We start from the raw sequence: 23,315 nt of genomic DNA, 5'->3' as shown, positions 1-23,315 counted from the left end.
GGAGTTTAGAGGCGCTTGGCGCTGATCACGTCGTTAAGCTGGCTGAGCTTGGCCAGGGCGCGGTTGAAGGCGTTGATGTTGTAGATCTCCAGCTCCATATCGATTTCGGCGGTCTGATCCTTGACGTTGGAGCGCGAACGCACCCCCATCACGTTGATCTTCTCGTTGGCGAGCACTGTGGTGATGTCGCGCAGCAGGCCGGATCTGTCGTTGGAGAGGATGCGGATGGTCAGGCCGTAGCCGCCGGAGTAGTTCTCACCCCAGACCGCATCGATAAGTCGCTCAGGATTGCGGCGAGACAACTCTTTGAGCTGCTCGCAGTCATCCCGGTGGATCGAGACGCCACGGCCCATGGTGATGAAGCCCTGGATGGCGTCTCCGGGGATCGGTTGGCAGCAGCGGGCGATGTGGGTCATCAGATTACCCACCCCTTCCACGACGATGTGATCCTTGGGCTTGGTGCGGAAGGGCGTATTGGCCTTCTGCTCCAGCTTCGCCAGCAGGCGGCGATCTTCCTCTTCCGCCGATGGCTTGTTGTAGCGGGTATCGAGGTAATTGAGCAGCTGGTTGATGCGGATATCACCGCTGCCAATGCCCGCCAGCAAATCGTCGAGCTCTTCGGCGTTGAAGCGCTCCAGCGCCTGCTTGTCCACCTTGGAGAGGGTCAGGTTATGCCTGTCCAGCTCTTTATCGAGCAGCTCCTTGCCGGCGGCGACATTCTTGTCCCTGTCCAGCTTGCGGAACCAGGTGGCGACCTTGGCGCGGGCCCGGCTCGAACGCAGGAAACCGGCATTGGGGTTCATCCAGTCCCGGCTCGGGTTCGGCTCCTTCTGGGTGATCACCTCGACCTGATCCCCGGTCTGCAAGGTGTAAGTAAAGGGCACTATCCGGCCATCTATCTTGGTACCTATGCAGCGGTGGCCGATCATGCTGTGCACGTGATAGGCAAAATCGAGGGGCGTGGCGCCCGCCGGCAAGTCGATGACATCCCCTTTCGGGGTGAACACATAGACCCTGTCCTCGAACACCTGACTGCGCAGATCTTCGAGCAGGGAGCCGCTCTCGGAGAGATCCTCCTGCCAGGCGAGCAGCTTGCGCAACCACTCGATCTTGTCTTCGAAAGTGGTGGTCTTGGCAACCTGGGCCCCTTCCTTGTAACGCCAGTGGGCCGCGACGCCGAGCTCGGCATCCTGGTGCATCTGGTCGGTACGGATCTGGATCTCCACCGCCTTGCCCTCGTTGCCCACGACCACCGTGTGGATGGACTGATAGCCGTTGGGCTTGGGGTTGGCGACATAGTCGTCAAATTCGCGGGGAATATGGTGGAAGTGAGTGTGTACTATGCCCAGCGCCGCATAGCAGTCCTGCAACCGCTTGGTGACGACCCGCACCGCGCGCACGTCAAACAGTTCGTTGAATTCGAGGTGCTTCTTCTGCATCTTGCGCCAGATGCTGTAGATGTGTTTCGGACGGCCATAGACCTCGGCCTCGACCCCGGCCTCTTGCAACGCATCGCGCAGGGATTGTACGAATTCGCGGATGTAGCGCTCGCGGTCCAGGCGCTTCTCGTCGAGCTGCTTGGCGATCTGCTTGTAGGTCTCCGGGTGCAGGTAGCGAAACGCGAGATCCTCAAGCTCCCACTTTAGCTGACCTATGCCGAGCCGATTGGCGAGCGGTGCATAGATGTTGGTGATCTCCTGGGCCATCAGCACCCGGGTCTCTTCATCCGCCAGCTTGGCTTCGCGCAGACAGGCTATCCGCTCCGCCAGCTTGATCACCACGGCGCGCACATCCTCGACCATGGCGAGCAGCATGCGCCGCACATTGTCGACCTGCTCCGGTGAGGTCTCGCTGCGATGCAGGGTCTGCAGGGAGCGGATGGCCTCCATCTCCAGCACCCCTTCCACCAACTTGGCGATCTTGGTGCCGAAATCCTCTTCCATCCGGGCCGCCGGGATAAGGCCGGTCTCGACGAAGGGGTAAAGGATGGCGGCCTTGAGGGTGGCGACGTCCATGTTGAGCATCATCAAGATGCCCACCATTTCCACGCCGCGCACCAACAGCCGGGAAGTGTGCTCCTCCTCGCCCTGACTGACGCAATACTGGTATACGGTTCGCAGCTGGTCTTTCTCAGCTTCACCGAGGGAGAGGGAACGTATCCACTCATCCAGGGTGAAGTTGTCTTTCAAATGAATATCGCGAACCGCAACCATGGTATCAATCCTTAATTATTGGGGCCCAGGCTGACGCCTGCCCCCGCACTTTGACGAGACTCGCCTCAAATGGGGATGCAACAACCGAATTTCAAGCCGGAGATACTGCCCAGCTGTGGTTGTCCTCCTTGGCGAGGTATCAGATTACTGCAATCACCCCAGCTCGAACAACGCCATGGATTCGAGATGGCCTGTGTGCGGGAACATATCCAGCATGCCGAGTTGACTCAGGCGATAGCCTCCTTCGATCAGCACCTTGCTGTCCCGAGCCAGGGTGACCGGATTGCAGGAGACATAGACCACCCGCTTGGGGGAAAGTTTCACTACATGCTCCATCACGGCCAAGGCGCCGGGGCGAGCGGGATCCAGCAGCACCAGATCGAAGCCTTCCCTCGCCCAGGACATGCCGGCGATATCGCCGCTCAAATCCGCCTTGTAGAAGCGGGCATTGCCAATACCGTTGCGCTCGGCGTTCTGAGTGGCGCGCGCCACCATGGCAAGATCCCCTTCCACCCCGACCACTTCCCGGGCCTTGCGAGCCAGCGGCAGGGTGAAGTTGCCTATGCCACAGAACAGATCCAGCACCTTGTCCCCGGCCCCCACCCCGAGCCAGTCGATGGCCTGGGCCACCATGGCCTGGTTGATGCCACCATTGATCTGGATAAAATCACCGGGAGCGAATGCAAGAGCCAGGCCATCTAGTTGATAAGAGGGGGCAAACCGCTGACTTAGCGCTTCTATCTGCTCATCTGCCGCCTGCAGATAGAGGTCGATGCCATGCTCCTCGGCAAATGCCAGCAACAGGGCGCGATCCATCTCGTTTGGCCGACCGGTGTGACGCAGCAACATGAGCACTCCCTGCTCGGCCTGGATCAGCTCTACGTGGCCCAGTTCGCGCTGACTCTTGAGCCCGTTCAGGCAAGCACGCAGCGGGGCAATCAACACCGAGAGGGGGTCGGCCAGCACGGGGCAGCTGCCTATCTCGACCAGGTCGTTGGACTGGCGACGGCGAAAGCCAAGCCGGGTGCAGCGGCCATTCTTGTCAAACTTGATGGCCAGGCGACAGACCCGGCGGTAGGCACGGGACTCCCCTGCCAGGGCGGGGGCCAGCTCAGGGGCCTGGATGTTGCTCAGGCGGGAAAAGAGGCTAACCAGCCCGGCCTGTTTGGCGGCGAGCTGATCGGCACCGCTCAGATGCTGGGCGTTGCAGCCACCACACTCGCGATAATGGCCACAGAAAGGCACGATACGGTTCTCGGCCGGGCTCACCACCTGCTGCAAGACCGCATGCGCGTACTGTTTCTTGTCCTCGGTGAGGCGTACCTTGACCCGTTCACCGGGCAGGGCCCCTTCCACGAAGACGGCTTTACCCTGATGACGGCCGATGCCGACGCAGTGGTGGTCCAGACTGTCTACCGTAATTTCAATACGTTGGAGCTGGGTGGATTTCTTTTGGGGCTTGAAAAACTGGGCCATAAAACTTGGTGCCTATAGGTGGCTATGTCATGATTGTGGAATCTGCAGCAGGCTATTGTCCCACAAGAATAATAGTATGACCAAATCCGGCCTGCGGGCCCGCGCACCGTCGCTCAGCCTCTTGCCTACCCGGCGCTTCGGGGGACTATTCCCATGACCACATCCGGCCTGCGCGCTCATGCCGTGTCATTGACAATCTTGCCCACCCTGCTCATCGGGGGACCATCCGCATGACCAAATACGGCCTTCGAGCCCGTGTACTGGCCTTTACCATATTGCCGACTCTGATCATTGGCGGCCTGATGGCGGGTTATTTCACCTTCCACCGCTATCAGCAGCTGGAAAACAACCTCATCGATCAGGGCATCAACATCATAGAGCCCCTGGCCATCGCCAGTGAATACGGCATGACTCAGCACAGTCGTGAGTCCCTCAAACGGCTGATTGGCCTGACTCACCGCAAGAACTCGCCGCTCATCAAGTCCATCGCCGTCTTCACCCAGGACAACCAGCTGTTCGTGACGTCCAACTATCACCGCGACTTCACCCGGCTGCGGCTGCCGGACGGCAGCACCATCCCCGAACTCACCAGCGTCACCCTCTATGGGGACGACATCATTCTACGCACCCCGATCCAGGCCGAAACCAGCCTGGATGGCTTCCCGCTGCCCAGCGACGTCGAGCCCCCCGTCATTGGCTATATCTCGATGCAGATGACCACCGACAGGGCCATGATCTTGCAATACCGCGATACCTTCTTCGCGGTGGTCATGGTGCTGATCGGCATCGCCGTCAGTACCTTGTTCGGTTTCCGACTGGTCAAGAGCGTGACTCAGCCCATCACGGACATGGTGAAGGCGGTGCACAAAATAAGGGAAGGGCGGCTCGATACCCGGGTCAGCGGCCAGCTCACCGGTGAGCTGGACATGCTGAAAAATGGCATCAACGCCATGGCCAAGGCGCTCTCCGAATACCACGAGGAGATGCAACAGAATATCGATCAGGCCACATCAGACCTGCGTGAGACCCTTGAACAAATAGAGATCCAGAACGTCGAGCTCGACATGGCCAAGAAGCGGGCTCAGGAAGCGGCCAGGGTCAAATCCGAGTTCCTCGCCAACATGTCTCACGAGCTGCGCACCCCGCTCAATGGGGTCATCGGCTTCACCCGCCAACTGCTCAAGACGGCGCTGACCCCGAGCCAGACCGACTACATGCAGACCATAGAGAAGTCGGCCCGCAACCTGCTCGGCATCATCAACGACATCCTCGACTTCTCCAAGCTGGAGGCGGGCAAACTGCAACTCGAGCATATCCCGTTCAGCCTGCGTGACACCCTCAACGAGACCATGCACCTGCTCGGCCCCAGCGCCCACGACAAACAGCTCGAGCTCTCACTTCGCGTCGATACCGAGGTGCCGGATCATCTCACCGGCGATCCCATGCGGCTGCAACAGGTGATCACCAACCTGGCAGGCAACGCCATCAAGTTCACCGAGCAGGGCAACGTGGATGTCCACATCAGCCAGAGCGGCCCCCTGCACCAAGGCACATTCCGCCTCAATGTGCAGATCCGCGACACCGGCATCGGCATCTCGCCGGATCAGCAGCGCCAACTGTTCCAGGCCTTCAACCAGGCCGACTCCTCCATCTCCCGACGTTATGGGGGCACGGGGCTGGGCCTGGTCATCACCCAGAAACTGGTGCAGCAGATGGGCGGTCTCATCCGCTTCGAATCCGAGCTCGGACAGGGCTCCGTATTCACCTTCAGCCTGGATCTGGAAGTCTCGCCCCTGCCCCAGGCCGATCAGCTGCCTCTGGACCGCATCCGTGGCAGGCGCGTCTGGTTGCTGGAGCCGGATCCCTTCGCTCAGGCCTCTCTGTGCGCCCTGCTGAAGGAGTGGCTGCTGGATGTCGTGCTGGTCGAGCCCAATGCCCCCTGGCCCACCATCACCGACCAGGACATAGTGGTGATCGGCAGCAGCCAGCGCCACAGCACAGAATCGGTCTTGGCCCGCCTTGACGATCTCAAGGGCCAGCAGAATCGTATCGTGCTGCTGAGCAGCCACGAGCCGGCGCTGTATGAGAAGATGCACCAGCATGGGGCCCAACATTGTCTCTCCAAGCCCATCAATCACCGCAAATTGCTCCATGCTCTGCTCTCCCCTGAGGCGGTCAGCAACGCGCCTTTGGCGCTGCTCCTGCTCCCGCTCCGCCAGATTGAGGACATCAGGGTGCTGGCGGTGGATGACAATGCCGCCAACCTCAAACTGATTGCCGCCATGCTCAAGGATATGGTCAGCCAGGTGGTGCTGTGCAAGAACGGCAAGGAGGCGGTCAAGCAGGCCCAGAGCCAGGGCTTTGACATCATCTTCATGGACATACAGATGCCGATCATGGATGGCATCAGTGCCACTCAGGTGATTCGCAGTCAGTCCCTCAATACCGAGACCCCCATAGTGGCGGTGACGGCCCACGCCATTCCGGGGGAGCGCGAGCGCCTGATCCGCCAGGGCATGGACGACTACCTCGCCAAGCCCATCGACGAAGGCATGCTGGCTCAGCTCATCAAAGACTTCGCCCACAGGCGTCACCAGAGCAGTACCATACAGCAGATAGACTGGACTCTGGCCGTGCGCCAGGCCGCCAACAAGCCTGAACTGGCCAAAGAGATGCTGACCATGCTGCTGATAAGCTTCGACGAGCTCGATCCCCTGCTGGATGCAGCCATCCGGGGTGAGGCCGAACAGCAACAGGTGCTGGATCAGATCCATCGGCTCAATGGCGGCTGTGCCTATTCCGGCGTGCCAGGCCTGCAGCGCCTGCTCTCCCAACTCGAGCAGCAGTTGCGTGATGGCGCCGCCCTGGCCGAACTGGAGCCCGAGCTGCTGGAGTTGCAAGACGCCATCGAGCAGGTGCGTGCCGAAGCGCCCCGCTACCTTTGAGGGAAGCCGGCGCAGTCCTGGCCGCTTTTTCTGACGCCACCTCCGGCAAGTGGTACAGTTGCCCGCTTTTTTACAGGAGTCATCATGACCAACAACGATATATTGCGCCGCCTGCGTTATGCCCTCAGCATCAGCAACGACCAGATGGTCGAGATGTTTGCCAAAGGCAACCTGCCCGTCGATCACGCCCTGCTGCACAGCTGGTTGCTCAAAGAAGCCGCCGAAGGGGAAGAGCAGGAAGCCGGTTTTGTCGCCTGCCCTGACGCCGCCCTCAGCCAGTTCCTCGACGGCATGATCGTCGTGCGCCGTGGTGTACGCGAAGACGCGCCGCCCCAGCAGATCCCCAACCGGATCAACAACAATCTTATCTTGCGGAAATTGCGCATCGCCTTGAACTTCAAGGAAGATGACATGTTGGCAACCCTCAAGGCGGCCGACTTCAAGCTCTCCAAGTCCGAGCTGAGCGCCCTGTTCCGTTCCAAGGATCACAAACACTACCAGGATTGCGGCGATCAGATACTGCGCAACTTCCTGCTTGGCCTGACTGCGCAGCTGCGCGGCTGAGTCATGGCTGCGCCGTCGCTCCCCCACCAGATCCGCTCCCTGGGGTGGAGCGCGGCGCCGCTCTCTCCCCTTGTACTCTGCTGTAGCCTCCTGCTGGTGCTCCTCGTCCTGCAAGGTTGCAAGCCCGCCCACTATCGGCTCGAACACCAATATCAGAGCGCCAGCCAGGATGGCCGCATCGCCTTCCTGATCCTGCACTACACGGATGAAGATGATGACCACTCCCTGCGCCTGCTCACCCAATCCCCCTACAAGGTCAGCGCCCACTATCTGGTGCCCCGCGCCCCGGATCGCAGCCCCCTGCCCATCTATCAGCTAGTACCGGACAGCCAGCGCGCCTGGCATGCGGGCCGCAGTCGCTGGCACAATCAGGCCGGGCTTAACGCCAGCTCGCTGGGTATAGAGATAGTGAACCTGGGCTACGACACCAAGGAGGCTCAACTGCCGATTGATGCCCGCCACTGGCAAGCCTTCACCGAGGCGCAAATCGCCGCCGTTGGTGCGCTCAGTCAAGATCTCGTTGAGCGCTATCACATCCCCCCGACCCATGTGCTGGCTCATAGCGACATAGCGCCGACCCGCAAGCTGGATCCCGGCCCTCGTTTCCCCTGGCGGCGCCTCTCTCTGGAGTACGGGGTGGGCGCCTGGCCCGATGAGGCGCGGGTGGCGGTATTGAACGCCGAGCTGGAACAGGCTCCCCAGGGGCGCTGGGATGCCGCACGCTGGCAGCAGGCGCTTGCTCGCTATGGCTATGACCTGCCCCAGAGCGGTGATTGGGATGCCCCAAGCCGGGATGCCCTGCGCGCCTTTCAGCTCCATTTTCGCGCGGCCAGAGTCGATAGCGAACCCGACAATGAGAGTCAGGCCATCCTGATGGCCCTGCTTGAGAAGTACCATCCAGTCCCCCCCTGAGTCGCGAGTCATGATGGCCCTGCTTGAGAAGTACCATCCAGCGCCCCCTGAGTCGCGAGTCAGGTCATCTCCCTAATGGCCCTGCTTGAGAAGTACCACCCAGCGCCCCCCTGAGTCGCGAGTCAGGTCATCTCCCTCATGACCCTGCTTGAGAAGTACCATCCAGCGCATCCCTGAGTCGCGAGTCAGGTCATCTCCCTGATGGCCCTGCTTGAGAAGTGCCATCCAGCGCCCCCTGAGTCGCGAGTCAGGTCATCTCCCTGATGGCCCTGCTTGAGAAGTACCATCCAGCGCATCCCTGATGCCGAGCGCCAGACTAGCTCCAGCCCTGCCCTCCCCCAAAAAAGAAACCGCCAGCGGGATAGCCCGCTGGCGGTTCATCGAGAGACATGTTGTGGCCGATTGAGGGTATCAGACGCTGGCGCGCGCCTCCTGCATCAGGACGCGCATGTCGGCGACCGCCTTGGCCAGACCATCGAAGGCGGCACGGCCTATGATGGCGTGACCAATGTTGAGCTCATAGATCTCGGGGATGGCGGCGATGGCCTGAACATTGTGGTAGTGCAGGCCGTGGCCAGCATTGACCTTGAGTCCTTTATCGGCGGCATAGGAAGCCCCGGCGGCGATGCGCTTGAACTCGGCGCAGCGCTCACTGTCGGTGGGAGCATCGGCATAGCGGCCGGTGTGGATTTCGATAAAGGGAGCACCACTCGCCACGGCCGCGTCTATCTGCTGATAATCCGCATCGATAAACAGCGATACCTTGGCACCCACCTCACTCAGCCGACGCACCGCATCGGTGATTTTATCGAGCTGACCCGCCACATCCAGACCACCTTCCGTGGTCACCTCGGTGCGCTTTTCCGGCACCAGGCAGACGAAATGCGGCTTGATACGGCAGGCGATCTCGATCATCTCCTCGGTCACCGCCATCTCCAGGTTCATTCTGGTCTGGATGGTCTGACGCAGGATCTCGACATCACGGTCGGTAATGTGGCGTCTGTCTTCGCGCAGGTGAACCGTTATGCCATCTGCCCCTGCCTGCTCGGCGACGAAGGCGGCCTGCACCGGATCCGGGTACTGGGTGCCCCGGGCGTTACGCAGGGTGGCAATGTGGTCTATGTTCACGCCCAGATAGATATCGCTCATTAACAACTCCTTGAAAGTCTGTATAAAAATCCACTACGGACCGGGTTGGTCGCCCTTGGGCCAACCCGCCTCTGAACAGAGTCCATGATCCCTCAGGCCGAGACGCTACTCTTTCGCTTGATAAACAGCTCCCGGCTCTTGAGTTGCCGCTTTCCCAGGTAGGGTTGCAGCGCCAGGCGGCTGAACCGTTTGGCCGCCTGCAACAGTGCCGGGCTATCGAAACGCCCCTCGGCGAAGGCCAGCAGGTGAGCGCCGAGGAACAGGGTACGGGGATCTGCCGTGCGCTCGCAAGCCACGAAACCGAGTTCGCGCTCGAAGCCATACAATAACTCGGGCCTTATGATGCTCTCATCGTCGGCGGCATATTCAAAATCCACCGCATAGCCGAGGGATTGCAGCAACAGAAACTCGAAACGACGCAGGGGCAACTCGGGGGTCTCGCCATCGGTGAGCGCCATCAACGCGCGGGCATAGCCATCGAACACCTCGGGAAAGGGGGTGTGGGCTTCGAGCAGGTAGTAGACCAGCTCGTTGAGATAGAGACCGTAGAACAGCAGGTCGCCGCTCAGACGCAGGGAGTAGTCCGGGCACTCGACTGCGGTCAGGTTTTTGAGATCCCCCTTGCCACGCCAGGCAATGGTGAGCAGGGAGAACGGCTGCAGCAGCCCTTTTAGAGGGGAACGCGGCCCGCGAGAACCGCGAGCCACCAGGGTAAATCGGCCACTATCCTGGGTAAATACCTCGACCAGCTGACTGGTCTCCCGATAGGGCCGACTGTGGATAACGAAGGCCGGTGTCAGCAATCGATCATCACCACTTAATCATCACCATAGCCAAGGCTGCGCAGGGCGCGCTCATCATCGGCCCAGCCCGACTTGACCTTGACCCAGAGCTCCAGGTGCACCTTGTTCTGGAACAGGCGTTCCATGTCGATGCGCGCTTCTGTGCCTATGGTCTTGATCCGCTCACCCTTGTTGCCGATGACCATCTTCTTCTGGCCATCGCGCTCCACCAGGATCACGCCATTGATGTAGTAGATACCGTTATCTTCGACCTTGAAGCGCTCTATCTCCACGGTCACCGAGTAGGGCAGCTCCTCGCCGGTGAAGCGCATCAGCTTCTCACGGATGATCTCGGAGGCCATGAAGCGGGACGAACGGTCTGTCACGTAATCTTCCGGGAAGAAGTGCACGTTTTCCGGCAGCAGATCCTTGGCCCACTCGCGGATCTTCTCCACATTGGTGCCCTTCTCGGCACTGATGGGCAGGATATGGGAGAACTTCATCTGCTGACCGAGCCACTCCAGGTGGGGCAGCAGGTCTTCCTTGTCCTTGACGTTGTCTATCTTGTTGACCGCCAGCACCACGGGACAGGGCAGATGGCGCAGCTTGCCAAGCACCATGTCGTCATCCTTGGTCCAGTGGGTGCCGTCGACCATGAACACCACCATGGCCACGTCCCCCAGAGAACTGGTGGCGGCACGGTTCATCAGCCGGTTGATGGCCCGCTTCTCTTCGATGTGCAGACCCGGGGTATCCACAAAGATGGTCTGATAGTTCTCCTCGGTGTCTATCCCCAAAATCCGGTGACGGGTGGTCTGGGGTTTCTTCGAGGTAATGCTCACCTTCTGGCCAAGCAGCTTGTTGAGCAGAGTGGACTTGCCCACGTTGGGGCGGCCCACGATGGCGACAAAGCCGCAGTAAGTGGTATCTGTATCCGTCATGACAGTTTTTCCAGTGCCTGTTGTGTTGAATGACCGCAGCCTCTTGCATCAATAGCAGTCATGACAGTCTTTCCAGTGCTTGCTGCGCCGCGGCCTGCTCGGCCTTGCGGCGGCTGGTGCCGACCCCAATAAGTGGCTCATCCAGGCCATCCACCTCACAGTGCACGGTGAACTCCTGATTGTGCGCCTCACCCTTGACCTTGGTCACAGTGTAGGTCGGCAAGGATTTGCGGCTTCCCTGCAGTATCTCTTGCAGGCGGGTCTTGGGATCCTTCTGCTCTATGCCCGGCTTTATCTCGTCCAGGCGGCTGGCATACCAGCTCAGCAACAAGGTCCGCACCGCCTCGAGATCGGTATCCAGATAGACGGCGCCTATCATCGCCTCGACCGTATCGGCCAAGATGGATTCACGACGATAACCGCCGCTCTTGAGCTCGCCCGGCCCCAGGATCAGGTGATCCCCAAGCTCGAACTCGCGGCCGAGTTCGGCCAGGGTCTTCTCGCGCACCAGGGTGGCACGCATCCGGCTGAGATCCCCTTCCGCCGCTTGCGGGAAGCGGTGGAAGAGCGCATCCGCAATCACCAGGCTGAGGATGGAGTCCCCGAGGAACTCCAGACGCTCGTTGTGGCGGGATCCTGCGCTTCTGTGGGTCAGGGCGCGGGTCAACATATCCTTGTCCGAAAAGACATGCCCGAGACGGGACTGCAGTCTGTTCATCTTGATATTCATCATTACTTTATTCCGCCGATGCGGTTGAAGCGCACGTCGGTCGGCACCCAGCTTGGCAGCCAGGAGCTCTCGTCGCGCTCAAATTCGAAACTGATCCAGATGGCAACCGCCTTGCCGACCAGATTCTGCTCGGGCACGAAGCCCCAGAAACGGCTGTCGGTACTGTTGTCACGGTTATCGCCCATCACGAAGTAGTGACCCTCTGGTACGACCCATTCATCCGGGTAGGTACCGGGCTGGCGATAGTAGCGATCCACCAGATCCGGCATCAGGGGGTTGCGCAGGGTATCGTGGCTCACACTACCCAACTGCTCGGTAAAGCGATCCAGGGGGATACCCATCTGGCTGAATTCCCCACGCTGGTCGAAGCTGACATCGAGCTTCTTGAAACCCGGGCACGTTTTCCCTGCCTGCTCCTCGCACTTGGGACGGATCATGATCTGCTTGTTGCGATAGATGACCCGATCGCCGGGCATGCCGACCACTCGCTTGATGTAGTCAATCCGGGTATCCAGCGGATACTTGAATACCACCACATCGCCGCGTTGTGGTTCACCGGTTTCGAGGAACTTGGTGTTGCTGACCGGATCCTTGAGGCCGTAGGCAAACTTCTCCACCAGGATGAAGTCGCCCACCAGCAGGGTCGGCATCATGGAGCCCGACGGGATCTGGAACGGCTCGAACAAGAAGGAGCGCAGTATCAGCACCAGGGTGATGACGGGGAAGATCCCCGCCGTCTGCTCTATCCATACCGGCACCGGCGCCACCTTGGCGAGGGTCTTCTCATCCAGTCCTGCACCGCCGTGGGCACGGGCCATGGCAATCTTGGCGGCCCTTTGCTTGGACCACACCAGCTTGTCGATACACCAGATAATGCCGGTCACCGCACAGACGATGACCAGGATCAGGGAAAACGTACTTGCCATCGATTAATCCTTTCCTACGTGGAGAATAGCGAGGAAGGCCTCTTGCGGCACGTCGACACGACCGATGGACTTCATCCGCTTCTTGCCTTCTTTCTGCTTGTTCAGCAGTTTCTTCTTCCGGCTCACATCGCCACCGTAGCACTTGGCAGTCACGTCTTTACGCAACGCCTTGACGGTGCTGCGGGCGATGATCTGGCTGCCAATAGAGGCCTGAATGGCAATATCGAACATCTGGCGCGGGATCAGCTCACGCATCTTCTCCACCACCTGGCGACCGCGATACTGGGCGTTCTCCTTGTGGGTGATGATGGCCAGGGCGTCGACGCGATCGCCGTTGATCATGATGTCGAGGCGCACCATGTCGGAGGTTTCGAAGCGCTTGAAGCCGTAATCCAGGGAGGCGTAGCCACGGCTGGTAGACTTGAGGCGGTCGAAGAAGTCGAGCACCACTTCCGCCATGGGGATGTCATAGGTCAGCGCCACCTGGTTGCCGTGGTAAACCATGTTGGTCTGCACGCCACGCTTCTCGATACAGAGGGTGATGACGTTGCCCATGTACGCCTGCGGCAGCAGTATGTTGCACTCGGCGATAGGTTCGCGCATCTCCTTGATGTTGTTCAAGGCAGGCATCGCAGCCGGGCTGTCGATGTGGATGGTCTCGCCGTTGTTCAGCTCTATCTCATAAACCACGGTCGGTGCCGTGGTGATCAGCTCCAGATCGTATTCCCGCTCCAGGCGCTCCTGGATGATCTCCATGTGCAGCATGCCAAGGAAGCCACAGCGGAAGCCAAAGCCCAGCGCGGTCGAGCTCTCTGGTTCGAAGAACAGGGAGGCGTCATTCAGGGAGAGTTTGTCGAGCGCATCACGGAATGACTCATAGTCATCGCTGGAGATGGGGAACAGACCGGCATAAACCTGCGGCTTGACCTTCTTGAAGCCTGCCAGCGCCTTGTCGGCACCATTCTTGGCCTGGGTCAGGGTATCGCCGACGGGGGCGCCGTGGATGTCCTTGATGCCGCACACCACCCAACCTACCTCGCCGCAACCCAGACCCTGGGTGTCGACTTGCTTGGGAGTGAAGATGCCGATGCGATCCACGCCCCACACCTGTCCAGTGCTCATCACCTTGATCTTGTCGTTCTTCTTGAGTGAGCCGTTTTTGACGCGCACCAGAGAAACCACGCCCAGGTAGGAGTCGAACCAGGAGTCGATGATCAGCGCTTGCAGCGGGGCATCGGGATCTCCTTCGGGAGGCGGGATACGGGCCACGATCTCTTCGAGCACCAGATCGACCCCGAGGCCGGTCTTGGCGGAGCAACGCACCGCTTCCATGGCGTCGATGCCGACGATATCTTCGATCTCTTCGGCGACCCGCTCGGGTTCGGCGGCAGGCAAGTCTATCTTGTTGAGCACTGGCACCACTTCCAGCGCCATTTCCATGGCGGTGTAGCAGTTGGCCAGAGTCTGTGCCTCAACCCCCTGACCGGCATCGACCACCAGCAGTGCACCTTCACAGGCAGCCAGCGAGCGGGATACCTCATAGGAGAAGTCCACGTGACCCGGGGTGTCGATAAAGTTCAGCTGGTAGGTGTTACCGTCTTGAGCCTGGTAGTTCAGGGTCACACTCTGCGCTTTGATGGTAATGCCGCGCTCGCGCTCCAGGTCCATGGAGTCAAGCACCTGAGCCTGCATCTCACGGTCGGACAGGCCGCCACAAGTCTGGATCAGACGGTCCGACAGGGTCGATTTACCGTGGTCTATGTGCGCAATAATCGAAAAGTTACGAATGTATTTCATCGAGCAGGGATCACTCAAATTAGGTTAGGGCCGGATATGGAGGCAGGATTTTACTGGATAACCCGCTAAACGGCCAATCTTTAGTCGGCGGGTAGGCCAGGTGCTGGCCAACATGGTTATGACAGGGTGCGAGTGGTGAGTACCGCGCCCAAAATGCGGGGACCGTAAGCCCCCTGGTCGAGACGGTTTGAATAGAAGCGAACCAGCAGGAATCCCAGGGCACCTCCCCCCAGGCAGCTGAGAATGGTGATGCCCTCGCCTCCCTCAAGCAGGGGGGCCAACCAAAGCTGGCCGAGCAAGGCTCCGACGAGCAGACAGAACAGGGGCAACACATACACCAGGGCGGCACCACGCAGCAGACTCTGCTGAGGGATGCCGAGCCGCACCTGCTGACCCACCGCCAGCGTCATGGTTCTCGGTACCCGGATCCGTTGCTGACGTAGGGGAAAGGCCTTGGCAACCGTCCCGGTACCGCAGTTGGACTGCTGCTGGCAGCCACTGCAGGCGGAACGCCGCTCGCACTCAACCCAGATGTGTTGTTCGTCAATGGCGACCACTGTCGCCACCTCTTCGCTCATCTCATCCAAGGTTAACGTCCTCTCTTCTCTGATCCCGCCCACCATACGTCATCAGCACGCCTACTGCACTGTCTCGTTGCGGGTCAGCGGGCGCACCGACTCGGCGATACGCTTGGCGGTATCGGCCGGAACCTCACCCACCACAGTGATCTCGACCCCGACATCGTTGACGAAACTCACCAGAGAGGTTGCCCCCTGGCGGATGAGTTGCTGACGCACCGCCTGCTTGGGATCGACCCGGACCACGTAAACGGAGAGATCGACCAGACCATCGGAGAGCATCATGTAATCGACCGGGGTACTGGTGGTCACCAACTGATGCTTGTCCTGAGAGAGTACCTTGAAGCCCTCTGGCAACCAGGTGATCTGCCAGTTCAGGGTCTGCTGGGGAGCCGGATAGGCATCCTCCAACGCCAACGCCTGAGGCAGCTGGCTGCTGGCCAGGGTCACCAACCAGGGGGATGGCGTCGTCATCAGATCGAGATCCACCCCCAGCACCTGCTCGACCAGGTTACCCTCCTTGTCGATCATGTCGGCACGCAGCAGCAAGTGGCTCTCTTCATCGAGCCAGAGCACGAAGCCGTACTTGTCCGCTTCCTTGGGCACCATGCGGATCACTTGGGAGACACGACCTGCCACCCGGCTGCGACCGGCGACCACCAGATCATAGCTACCCAGCACCCGTGCCAGCGGCATGCTGACCAGGGTGGACCAGATACCGGGGAAGCGACCGCCTTTGAGGGTATAGGGTTCGTGGGTGTTCTCGAAGAAGGTGAACTCATTTTGGCGCTGCAGGTACTCCACCGCCTTGCCATCCAGATAGCTCAGATGAGCCACCTCTTTGCCATCAATGATGGCGTGGCTGATCCGGAGCGGTTCGATCCGCCCCTGCCTCGCCTTGACCATGGAGAGTTCGAAATTCTGTTGGGTAGAGGCACTCTGCATCTGCTGCAACAAGGCCTCGGCCGACATTTCGTCGGCCGAGGCCTTGGCACAAATCAGCAGGACAGATGCCAGCAGGATACGGCTGGACTGGCGCACGTTAGCATTCCTGAGAGAAGAGGGTGATGGCGGATAGGCCCTTATTCCTGAACCTGCTTGTCTTGCAACAAGCGCTGCTGCAACTGGTGATCGCGCAGGAAGGCATTGATACGCGCCCGCTGCTCATTCATCTGCTGCTCGTTCAATGTTTGCTGACGACTTGCTCGGTCACCCTCCTGGGCGTAGTGAACGCTTACCGGTGCGGCACTGCCGCCGACGGGTATGGTGTTCAGCACAGGATTGGTCTGCATGGCAGGATCCTGACCCTGATACTGCTGCACCCCAAAGATGACGGCAGCGGCGACCGAGGCGGCAATGGCATACTGACCAAATTGCTGGCCCGCGCGGCGCAGGAAGGGGATGACGCGACCGGGTTGCCGCACCGGCTGAACAGGTGCCGCGATCGGAGCCAATACGGTAGGCTCCTCATCGAGTGCCAAGGCTATCTTGTCGCTGAGATCCAGCTGCAGATTGAGCGGCAGATCTCCCCGCATGGCATCACCGATCAGATGGTAACGGCTCCAGGTATCCCGCGACTCGGCATCCATCGCCAAGAAGTCGAGTTCCTGTACATCACTCAGGTCACCATCCATCAGGGCCGAGATTTGCTGTTTATTTGCCATAAGTTAACCTGTCTTCCCCAGTTTAATTCTCAGTCAGAGGTTTCAGCTTTTTATCGATTGCGTCCCTCGCCCTGAAGATGCGGGATCTCACCGTACCCACAGGACAATCCATGATTTCTGCAATCTCTTCATAGCTCAGCCCTTCCAATTCACGAAGGGTGATAGCTGTCCTCAAGTCCTCAGGCAGCGCCTCTATGGCGGCAAACACTGTCCGTTTTATCTCGTCGGTCAGTGCCAGATTCTCCGGGGTGGCGACCTCTTGCAGGGCTTCTCCACCAGCGTAGTATTCTGCCTCGTCAGCCTCCACGTCACTGCTGGGCGGCCTGCGCCCTTGGGAGGTGATGTAATTCTTGGCCGTATTGACGGCAATTCGGTACAACCAGGTGTAGAAGGCACTCTCGCCACGGAATGTCGGCAGCGCCCGATAGGCTTTGATAAACGCCTCTTGCGCTACATCCGGCACATCGCCCGGATTATTGACATACCTGGCTACCAGGTTGACCACCTTGTGTTGGTATTTCTTTACCAACAGGTTGAACGCGTTTTTATCGCCACGTTGGACTCGCTCAACCAGTTGTTCGTCCAGTAAATTCTGGTCGCTCATCAGGCCGTAAGACCCCCATTAAGGTTATCGTTTTTCTTTTCCGGCCCTTCCTAAGCGCACAAGTTCAGACAGGGAGAATCAGAGAAAGTTCGCTTTAGTTGAAAAAAAAGTGATGCGTGCTGCACCGTTACCCTTGCTTGGGCTACCATGGTGCCAGTTCTTTATCCAGGCCAATGATACTTATGAAAGCAAGTGTTGAATACCTTTGCGACGTTCTCATCATTGGCAGCGGTGCCGCCGGTTTGTCTCTCGCGCTGCGATTGGCCGATCAGGCAAGAGTCCTGGTTCTGAGCAAGGGGCCCATCAGTGAGGGGGCCACTCTCTATGCGCAAGGAGGCATCGCTGCCGTGTTTGACGAAACCGACAGCATCGAGTCCCACGTCAGTGACACCCTCAACGCAGGCGCAGGCCTGTGTGACCCCGGTGTCGTCGAGTTCACCGCCCGCCATGCCCGCGACTCCATCCAGTGGCTGATCCAGCAGGGCGTCCCCTTCGATCAGGAAGAAGATGACCACGGCGAGTCCCACTATCACCTGACCCGGGAAGGGGGCCATAGCCATCGCCGCATCTTCCACGCCGCCGATGCCACCGGCAAGGCGGTGCAGACCACACTAGTCGATCAGGTACGGGCTCATCCCAATATCCAGCTGATGGAGCGCTTCAATGCGGTCGATCTCATCACCACCCGCAAGCTGGGCCTGCCGGGCAACAAGGTGCTGGGTGCCTACGTCTGGAACCGCAACGCCGAACAGGTCGAGGTGATCCGCGCCCGCTTCGTGGCCCTGGCCACGGGGGGCGCCTCCAAGGTCTACCAATATACCTCCAACCCGGATGTGAGCTCGGGGGATGGCATCGCCATGGCCTGGCGCGCCGGCTGCCGGGTCGCGAATCTGGAGTTCAACCAGTTCCACCCCACCAGCCTATTCCATCCGGACGATCCGAACTTCCTGCTGACCGAAGCACTGCGTGGCGAAGGCGCCTATCTGCGCCGCCCGGACGGCAGCCGTTTCATGGAGGATTTCGACGAGCGGGCCGAATTGGCACCGCGGGACATCGTCGCCCGTGCCATCGACCATGAAATGAAACGCCTGGGCGCAGACTGCATGTATCTGGACATCAGCCACAAGCCGGCCGATTTCATCATCAAGCACTTCCCGACCATCTTTGATCGCTGCCTCGCGGTCGGCATCGACATCACCAAAGAGCCGATGCCCATCGTCCCTGCCGCCCACTACACCTGTGGTGGCGTCATGATAGACAACAATGGCCAGACCGACATTCCCGGTCTCTATGCCATCGGCGAAGTGACCTATACCGGGCTGCACGGTGCCAACCGCATGGCCTCCAACTCCCTGCTCGAATGCGTGGTCTATGCCCACCAGGCGGGCGCCGATATCCTGGCCAAACTGCCGATGAGCGTGGAGCCACCGAGCCTGCCTGCCTGGGATGAGAGCCTGGTGGACAATTCCGACGAGCAGGTGGTTATCCAGCACAACTGGCACGAGCTGCGGCTGATGATGTGGGACTATGTGGGCATAGTGCGCACCAACAAGCGGCTCGAGCGGGCCAAGCGCCGCATCGACATGCTCAAGCAGGAGGTACAGGAGTACTACGCCAACTTCCGGGTCTCCAACAACCTGCTGGAGCTGCGCAACCTGCTGCAAGTAGCCGAACTCATCGTCAACTGCGCCATGCAGCGCAAAGAGTCCCGCGGCCTGCACTACAACCTGGACTTCCCTGATTTGAAGCCCAACCCCAAGCCAACCGTGTTGACCCCGGACAGGGATTGACCCCGCCATCACAACAGACCCCGCCGCGTGCGGGGTCTGTTGTTATGGGAGAGCGGCCACCCTCTGTGCCTTGATAACCAGGCTGACAGCCCCTCCCCTCGCTACTGCCCCTTGCGCCCTGGATGGAAGTGCACGGCCCGGGCCAGGGCACGGTAGTGCTCGGGGGCCAGGGCATCGGCGAACAGCCAGAGGCGAGCCTGCCCACCCCGCTCTCCCAGTATCTGTAGCCAAAGGGCGCCGGGCAAGATGCAGCTGCGCGGCCCAATCCGGTAACGCTGCCCCTGCCAATGGAGCCACTCCCCCTCCCACCGCAAGGCTCCCTGGGTTTGGTGGGCCTGACGCTGTGCCAACCCCAACCCCAGCAGCCAGCACGGCAGAAACAGCCCCCATAATCCGCCCTGGATCAGCGACGAGACGGGCCAGAGCAGCAATAAAAACAGCGCCAGCAGACAGAGCTGCTGGCGCCGGGAGACGGTCACGGGGATCTGCACTCAGGCCTCAGCGCTGGGCGTCGTGACGGGCCTGATTGCGCCGGAGGATCAGCGGGATCATGGCGGCAAAGGCCGGATCATCCGGTGTCCCATGGCCCATGCACCACTTGAACAGATCAGGGTCATCGCTCTCCAGCAGGCGGATGAAGGTCAGCTGATCGGGCTCGCTCAGGCTGTCGAACTCGTGTTCAAAAAACGGCATAAAGATCACATCCAGCTCGAGCATGCCGCGACGGCAGGCCCACTTCAGGCGGGATTTCTCGATAGGGCTCAACATGGCACTCTCCTTACAAAGACCCGTGGATGGTAACAGCAGGATTTTCCGGCTGACAAACATTCCTTACGTCTTTACCATGCAGGTCACATACTTTTGTCTCAGGAATGCGATCGTGAGCCTGCAACCCCCTGTTTTCCCGGCCGAGCCAACCCAATTCTCCCTGACCGATTACGCTGTTGTCCGCCTTACGGGCGAGGACAGAGTCAAGTACCTGCAAGGTCAGGTCACCTGTGATGTCAGCGCCCTGGCGCCGGGGCAGAGTAGCCTGGGTGGCCATTGCGATGCCAAGGGCAAGCTGTGGGGGGATTTTCGCCTCTACTGCCTGACCGACAGCCTGCTGCTGCAAACCAAGCGATCTCTGCTGGCACGCCAGCTGCCGGAGCTGAAGAAATTTGCCGTGTTCGCCAAGGTCGATATCCAGCAGAGCGACTGGACAAGTCTGGCCATCGCAGGCACGGGCACAGATGGCTGGGTCGCCACCCAGTTCGGCCTCGGCGAGACCGGCCTCATCCCCCAGGGCATGGCGGTGCGGGTCGCCACCGATCGCTGGCTGCTGGTGTGCGAGCAGGATCCCGCCCTGACCTTGCCCAAGGGCGAACCCGCCCTCTGGTGGGCACTGGATATCCAGGCGGGTATTCCCCATCTGGAGGCGGTGCATCAGGGGGAGTACATTCCCCAGATGATCAACCTGCAGGCCCTGGGCGGCATCAGCTTCACCAAGGGTTGCTACATGGGTCAGGAGACGGTGGCCCGCGCCAAGTATCGCGGTGCCAGCAATCGCTCTCTGTTCGTGCTGGCCGGTGAGGCGACAGCCCCTGTGGCGAGCGGCGACACCCTGGAGCTGCAACTGGGCGAGAACTGGCGCCGTGGCGGCCTGGTGCTCAATGCCTGGCAGCAGGATGGCCGAGTCTGGCTCACCGCCGTGCTGCCCAAGGATACCGAGGCCGACGCCGTCTATCGCCTCAAGCAGGAAGAAGGCTCACGCCTGCACCTTCAGCCCCTGCCCTACTCGCTGGAAGATTAAGCGGCCCCCCTCTCGCTTGCCAAGGCCCCTCAGCGGGCCTTTTTACTGGCTGACCGCCTCCCTGCCCGCCCCGACCGATCCTTTGACGGACTCACCACCTGGCCCGCAAAGGACGCTCGCCCAGGGTGGCTCATAGACTGCCCCTAACACACACTCCCTCTGCACGCCTCGCCTGCCCGCCATGCCCTGCAACTCAGCGGCAATTAATTCTCGCCTGAACCATGTGACCCGGCCCGGACTCCAAACCATATCGAAACCCGCTTTCACACCTCCCTCTCTGCACAAGGTGACGACATGAACAAGACCTCTTCCTGGGCCACCAGCTGGCGCCTGCTCACCCCTTACTGGCGATCCGAACAACGCTGGCACGCCCTCGCCCAGCTAGGCGCCATCATAGGGCTCACCCTCGCCATGGTGTACCTCAACGTCAGGTTCAACAGCTGGAACAACCTCTTCTACAACGCCCTTGAGCGCCACGATTTCGCCACCTTCAAGACCCAGCTCTGGCACTTTGCCGCCCTGGCCATCGCCTTTATTCTGGTCGCCGTCTACAAGATCTATCTCACCCAGGGCCTGCAAATGCGCTGGCGCCTATGGATGACCAGCCACTATCTGGATCGCTGGCTGGCGCAGCGCAGCTACCTGCATCTGGAGCGCAGCGCCGAACTGGATAACCCGGATCAGCGTATCGCCGACGATCTGGGCTCTCTCACCGATGGCGCCCTCTCCCTGGGATTGGGACTGCTCTCCAGCCTGGTCACCCTCTTCTCTTTCGTGCATATCCTCTGGGGCATAGGGGGCAGCTTGACGTTTGCCTTCATGGGCCAGACCCTGAGCATCCCCGGCTACATGGTCTGGTTCGCGCTGGCCTATGCCCTCGTGGGCTCCTGGGTCATCTGGCGCTTCGGCCGCCCCCTGGTCGGGCTCAACGTTCAGCAACAACAGAGGGAGGCCAATTTTCGCTTCGGGCTCATCAGGGTGCGTCAGCACGCCGAGGCCATCGCCCTGCAACGGGGGGAGGGGTTCGAGAAGCAGCGGCTCAATGGGGAGTTTCATGCGGTGCGGGATAACTGGTTCTCCATCATGGGGCTCAGCAAGCGACTCAACATGGCCAGCACCTTCTACAGCCAGTTCGCCACCATATTCCCCATTCTGGTGGCCGCTCCCCACTATTTCGCCAAACAGATAAGTCTGGGGGGACTGATGCAGACCGCCTCCGCCTTTGCCCAGGTGCAGGGTGCCCTCTCCTGGTTTATCGGCGCCTTCGATCAGCTGGCGAGCTGGAAGGCCTGCCTCAACCGTCTCGGTCAGTTCGAGCAGGCCATCAGCCAGCCGACGCCCAGTCCCCTGCAGCTGACGCCGGATCGGGACTTCGAACGGCCATTACGGATCCAGGATCTCCTCCTCGAGACGCCGACCGGCATGCCGTTGCTGCATCTTGATAACCTGGTGCTGCAACGGGGTGAGCATCTGCTGCTGAGCGGCCCCTCGGGCTGCGGTAAATCGACTCTGCTGCGAGCTATCGCCGGACTCTGGCCCCATGCCAGAGGCGAGGTCTCCACCCTGAGTGCCCATGAGTGCTTCTTCCTGCCCCAGCGCCCCTATCTGCCGCAAGGCTCCCTGCGCGCGGCACTCTGCTATCCGGAGCCCGAGGGTGCCTATGGCGATGAGGAGATAGGCCAGGTGATGGAGCTTTGCCTGCTCGCCCCTCTGCTCCCCGAGCTCGACCAGGTGCAGGATTGGCAGCTACGCCTCTCGCCGGGGGAGCAGCAGAAGATCTCCCTGGGCCGCGCCCTGCTGCACAAACCACGCATGCTGTTCCTCGATGAGGCCAGCAGCGCCCTGGATGAGGCCGCCGAGAGCAGGCTCTATCGGCTGCTGCTGACCCGGCTGCCGGATACCACCCTCGTCAGTGTGGCGCACAGATCCAGCCTGCTGCCCCTGCATGGCCGTCATCTCGACTGCCGCCCTGACTCAGCGGGCGCTGTTAGCCTGGTGGCGGTGCCGCTACCCGCTTAGCCGCCCCGGGCTTGCCATACGGGGAAATATGACAGAGGCTGCCCCGATCCCTTGGAGCTGCCTCGCTGTCGGGCAACAGCAATCAAGGCCGAGGCTTTACGCCCCCTTCAGTCCCGGAACACCTGACGGGCGTGGCTCACCAGGGCATCCTTGAGCCAGCGGCCAGCGGGCCCCAGGGATCTATCCCGGCGCCACAGCAGCTCCAGCCCCAGGCTCTGCTGCGCGAGGAAGTCCACCGGCAAGAGCACCACCTCCCCCCGGGCCAGGGGCCCCTGCAACAGATATTGGGGCACGGATCCCCAGCCAAGGCCGCGCTTGGTGAGCTCGAGCAGGCCCCAATCCCCCTCCACCCACCAGACATTCGGCGAGAAGCGAAAGCGCTCCCGCTCCCCGCCCCCCCACTCACCCTCTGGCGACCTTGGCCAAGGTGGGG

22 protein-coding genes are annotated in these 23,315 nt (G+C 60.6%); 6 read left to right on the top strand and 16 right to left on the bottom strand.

The window, feature by feature from the left end:
- Window positions 1–5: 5 nt before the first annotated feature.
- Entirely contained in the window at window positions 6–2,213 is a 2,208-nt protein-coding gene (gene relA / locus BN1130_RS15220; protein WP_042042979.1) for a GTP diphosphokinase, read from the bottom strand.
- Window positions 2,214–2,366: 153 nt separating this feature from the next.
- A complete protein-coding gene (gene rlmD / locus BN1130_RS15215) occupies window positions 2,367–3,689 on the bottom strand; it encodes a 23S rRNA (uracil(1939)-C(5))-methyltransferase RlmD (RefSeq protein WP_042042977.1) in 1,323 nt (440 codons plus the stop codon).
- Between the two features lie 230 nt (window positions 3,690–3,919).
- Here rlmD and barA point away from each other — a divergent pair, with 230 nt between their 5' ends.
- The 3 genes from barA to BN1130_RS15200 all read left to right on the top strand — a co-directional run bounded on the left by barA (window position 3,920) and on the right by BN1130_RS15200 (window position 8,110).
- Entirely contained in the window at window positions 3,920–6,634 is a 2,715-nt protein-coding gene (gene barA, locus BN1130_RS15210; RefSeq protein WP_042042975.1) for a two-component sensor histidine kinase BarA, read from the top strand.
- 84 nt (window positions 6,635–6,718) lie between these two features.
- Window positions 6,719–7,198 (top strand): YehS family protein, encoded by a 480-nt coding sequence (locus tag BN1130_RS15205; protein WP_042042974.1) that lies wholly within the window; start codon window positions 6,719–6,721, stop codon window positions 7,196–7,198.
- A 3-nt stretch (window positions 7,199–7,201) separates the two neighbouring features.
- Window positions 7,202–8,110 carry an N-acetylmuramoyl-L-alanine amidase gene (locus BN1130_RS15200; RefSeq protein ID WP_084218224.1) on the top strand — a complete coding sequence of 303 codons (909 nt, stop codon included), beginning with the start codon at window positions 7,202–7,204 and terminating at the stop codon, window positions 8,108–8,110.
- Window positions 8,111–8,182: 72 nt separating this feature from the next.
- Here the strand turns inward: BN1130_RS15200 and BN1130_RS22335 are convergent, their stop codons facing one another.
- The 11 genes from BN1130_RS22335 to rpoE all read right to left on the bottom strand — a co-directional run bounded on the left by BN1130_RS22335 (window position 8,183) and on the right by rpoE (window position 17,281).
- On the bottom strand, window positions 8,183–8,335 hold the full coding sequence (locus BN1130_RS22335; protein ID WP_157014043.1) for a hypothetical protein: 153 nt from the start codon (window positions 8,333–8,335) through the stop codon (window positions 8,183–8,185).
- Window positions 8,336–8,521: 186 nt separating this feature from the next.
- Window positions 8,522–9,259 (bottom strand): pyridoxine 5'-phosphate synthase, encoded by a 738-nt coding sequence (gene pdxJ, locus BN1130_RS15195; RefSeq protein WP_042042973.1) that lies wholly within the window; start codon window positions 9,257–9,259, stop codon window positions 8,522–8,524.
- Window positions 9,260–9,351: 92 nt separating this feature from the next.
- Window positions 9,352–10,062 (bottom strand): DNA repair protein RecO, encoded by a 711-nt coding sequence (gene recO, locus BN1130_RS15190; RefSeq protein WP_042042972.1) that lies wholly within the window; start codon window positions 10,060–10,062, stop codon window positions 9,352–9,354.
- Between the two features lie 14 nt (window positions 10,063–10,076).
- Window positions 10,077–10,982 (bottom strand): GTPase Era, encoded by a 906-nt coding sequence (gene era / locus BN1130_RS15185; RefSeq protein WP_042042970.1) that lies wholly within the window; start codon window positions 10,980–10,982, stop codon window positions 10,077–10,079.
- A gap of 58 nt (window positions 10,983–11,040) precedes the next feature.
- A complete protein-coding gene (gene rnc, locus BN1130_RS15180; protein ID WP_042043031.1) occupies window positions 11,041–11,712 on the bottom strand; it encodes a ribonuclease III in 672 nt (223 codons plus the stop codon).
- A 2-nt stretch (window positions 11,713–11,714) separates the two neighbouring features.
- Window positions 11,715–12,638: a signal peptidase I gene (gene lepB / locus BN1130_RS15175; RefSeq protein WP_042042968.1), complete on the bottom strand. Its 924-nt coding sequence runs from the start codon at window positions 12,636–12,638 to the stop codon at window positions 11,715–11,717.
- A 3-nt stretch (window positions 12,639–12,641) separates the two neighbouring features.
- The gene (gene lepA / locus BN1130_RS15170) at window positions 12,642–14,435 is read right to left on the bottom strand and encodes a translation elongation factor 4 (protein ID WP_042042967.1); all 1,794 of its coding nucleotides are present in this window, start codon (window positions 14,433–14,435) and stop codon (window positions 12,642–12,644) included.
- A 116-nt stretch (window positions 14,436–14,551) separates the two neighbouring features.
- Entirely contained in the window at window positions 14,552–15,013 is a 462-nt protein-coding gene (locus BN1130_RS15165) for a SoxR reducing system RseC family protein (protein WP_042043029.1), read from the bottom strand.
- 60 nt (window positions 15,014–15,073) lie between these two features.
- Window positions 15,074–16,054: a MucB/RseB C-terminal domain-containing protein gene (locus BN1130_RS15160; protein WP_042042965.1), complete on the bottom strand. Its 981-nt coding sequence runs from the start codon at window positions 16,052–16,054 to the stop codon at window positions 15,074–15,076.
- A gap of 41 nt (window positions 16,055–16,095) precedes the next feature.
- The gene (locus tag BN1130_RS15155; RefSeq protein WP_042042963.1) at window positions 16,096–16,677 is read right to left on the bottom strand and encodes a sigma-E factor negative regulatory protein; all 582 of its coding nucleotides are present in this window, start codon (window positions 16,675–16,677) and stop codon (window positions 16,096–16,098) included.
- Between the two features lie 22 nt (window positions 16,678–16,699).
- Window positions 16,700–17,281 carry an RNA polymerase sigma factor RpoE gene (gene rpoE / locus BN1130_RS15150; protein ID WP_005898862.1) on the bottom strand — a complete coding sequence of 194 codons (582 nt, stop codon included), beginning with the start codon at window positions 17,279–17,281 and terminating at the stop codon, window positions 16,700–16,702.
- A gap of 182 nt (window positions 17,282–17,463) precedes the next feature.
- Between rpoE and nadB the strand changes: the two genes are divergently transcribed.
- Window positions 17,464–19,071: an L-aspartate oxidase gene (nadB, locus tag BN1130_RS15145; protein ID WP_042042961.1), complete on the top strand. Its 1,608-nt coding sequence runs from the start codon at window positions 17,464–17,466 to the stop codon at window positions 19,069–19,071.
- Between the two features lie 101 nt (window positions 19,072–19,172).
- Here the strand turns inward: nadB and BN1130_RS15140 are convergent, their stop codons facing one another.
- Window positions 19,173–19,556 carry a protein YgfX gene (locus tag BN1130_RS15140; RefSeq protein WP_042043028.1) on the bottom strand — a complete coding sequence of 128 codons (384 nt, stop codon included), beginning with the start codon at window positions 19,554–19,556 and terminating at the stop codon, window positions 19,173–19,175.
- A gap of 13 nt (window positions 19,557–19,569) precedes the next feature.
- Window positions 19,570–19,839 (bottom strand): FAD assembly factor SdhE, encoded by a 270-nt coding sequence (locus tag BN1130_RS15135; protein WP_042042960.1) that lies wholly within the window; start codon window positions 19,837–19,839, stop codon window positions 19,570–19,572.
- A 112-nt stretch (window positions 19,840–19,951) separates the two neighbouring features.
- Here BN1130_RS15135 and ygfZ point away from each other — a divergent pair, with 112 nt between their 5' ends.
- Both ygfZ and BN1130_RS15125 read left to right on the top strand, forming a co-directional pair.
- Window positions 19,952–20,863, top strand: a complete 912-nt coding sequence (gene ygfZ, locus BN1130_RS15130; RefSeq protein WP_042042959.1) for a tRNA-modifying protein YgfZ — start codon at window positions 19,952–19,954, stop codon at window positions 20,861–20,863.
- Window positions 20,864–21,157: 294 nt separating this feature from the next.
- Window positions 21,158–22,882, top strand: coding sequence for an ABC transporter ATP-binding protein/permease (locus BN1130_RS15125; protein WP_052448241.1), 1,725 nt, complete (start codon window positions 21,158–21,160; stop codon window positions 22,880–22,882).
- A 107-nt stretch (window positions 22,883–22,989) separates the two neighbouring features.
- Here the strand turns inward: BN1130_RS15125 and BN1130_RS15120 are convergent.
- The coding region (locus tag BN1130_RS15120) for a LysR substrate-binding domain-containing protein (RefSeq protein ID WP_232302011.1) at window positions 22,990–23,315 on the bottom strand (326 nt) is incomplete at its 5' end.

Source organism: Aeromonas rivuli (genome assembly GCF_000820045.1).
GTDB lineage: Bacteria > Pseudomonadota > Gammaproteobacteria > Enterobacterales > Aeromonadaceae > Aeromonas > Aeromonas rivuli.
Note: the sequence above shows the minus strand (reverse complement) of the source record. Positions and strands in the feature narration are given on the sequence as shown.

Coding starts and splice junctions, on each gene's coding strand:
- relA (WP_042042979.1), bottom strand. CDS start 2,213: ATGGTTGCGGTTCGCGATATTCATTTGAAAGACAACTTCACCCTGGAT.
- rlmD (WP_042042977.1), bottom strand. CDS start 3,689: ATGGCCCAGTTTTTCAAGCCCCAAAAGAAATCCACCCAGCTCCAACGT.
- barA (WP_042042975.1), top strand. CDS start 3,920: ATGACCAAATACGGCCTTCGAGCCCGTGTACTGGCCTTTACCATATTG.
- BN1130_RS15205 (WP_042042974.1), top strand. CDS start 6,719: ATGACCAACAACGATATATTGCGCCGCCTGCGTTATGCCCTCAGCATC.
- BN1130_RS15200 (WP_084218224.1), top strand. CDS start 7,202: ATGGCTGCGCCGTCGCTCCCCCACCAGATCCGCTCCCTGGGGTGGAGC.
- BN1130_RS22335 (WP_157014043.1), bottom strand. CDS start 8,335: ATGGCACTTCTCAAGCAGGGCCATCAGGGAGATGACCTGACTCGCGAC.
- pdxJ (WP_042042973.1), bottom strand. CDS start 9,259: ATGAGCGATATCTATCTGGGCGTGAACATAGACCACATTGCCACCCTG.
- era (WP_042042970.1), bottom strand. CDS start 10,982: ATGACGGATACAGATACCACTTACTGCGGCTTTGTCGCCATCGTGGGC.
- rnc (WP_042043031.1), bottom strand. CDS start 11,712: ATGAATATCAAGATGAACAGACTGCAGTCCCGTCTCGGGCATGTCTTT.
- lepB (WP_042042968.1), bottom strand. CDS start 12,638: ATGGCAAGTACGTTTTCCCTGATCCTGGTCATCGTCTGTGCGGTGACC.
- lepA (WP_042042967.1), bottom strand. CDS start 14,435: ATGAAATACATTCGTAACTTTTCGATTATTGCGCACATAGACCACGGT.
- BN1130_RS15165 (WP_042043029.1), bottom strand. CDS start 15,013: ATGAGCGAAGAGGTGGCGACAGTGGTCGCCATTGACGAACAACACATC.
- BN1130_RS15155 (WP_042042963.1), bottom strand. CDS start 16,677: ATGGCAAATAAACAGCAAATCTCGGCCCTGATGGATGGTGACCTGAGT.
- rpoE (WP_005898862.1), bottom strand. CDS start 17,281: ATGAGCGACCAGAATTTACTGGACGAACAACTGGTTGAGCGAGTCCAA.
- nadB (WP_042042961.1), top strand. CDS start 17,464: ATGAAAGCAAGTGTTGAATACCTTTGCGACGTTCTCATCATTGGCAGC.
- BN1130_RS15135 (WP_042042960.1), bottom strand. CDS start 19,839: ATGTTGAGCCCTATCGAGAAATCCCGCCTGAAGTGGGCCTGCCGTCGC.
- BN1130_RS15125 (WP_052448241.1), top strand. CDS start 21,158: ATGAACAAGACCTCTTCCTGGGCCACCAGCTGGCGCCTGCTCACCCCT.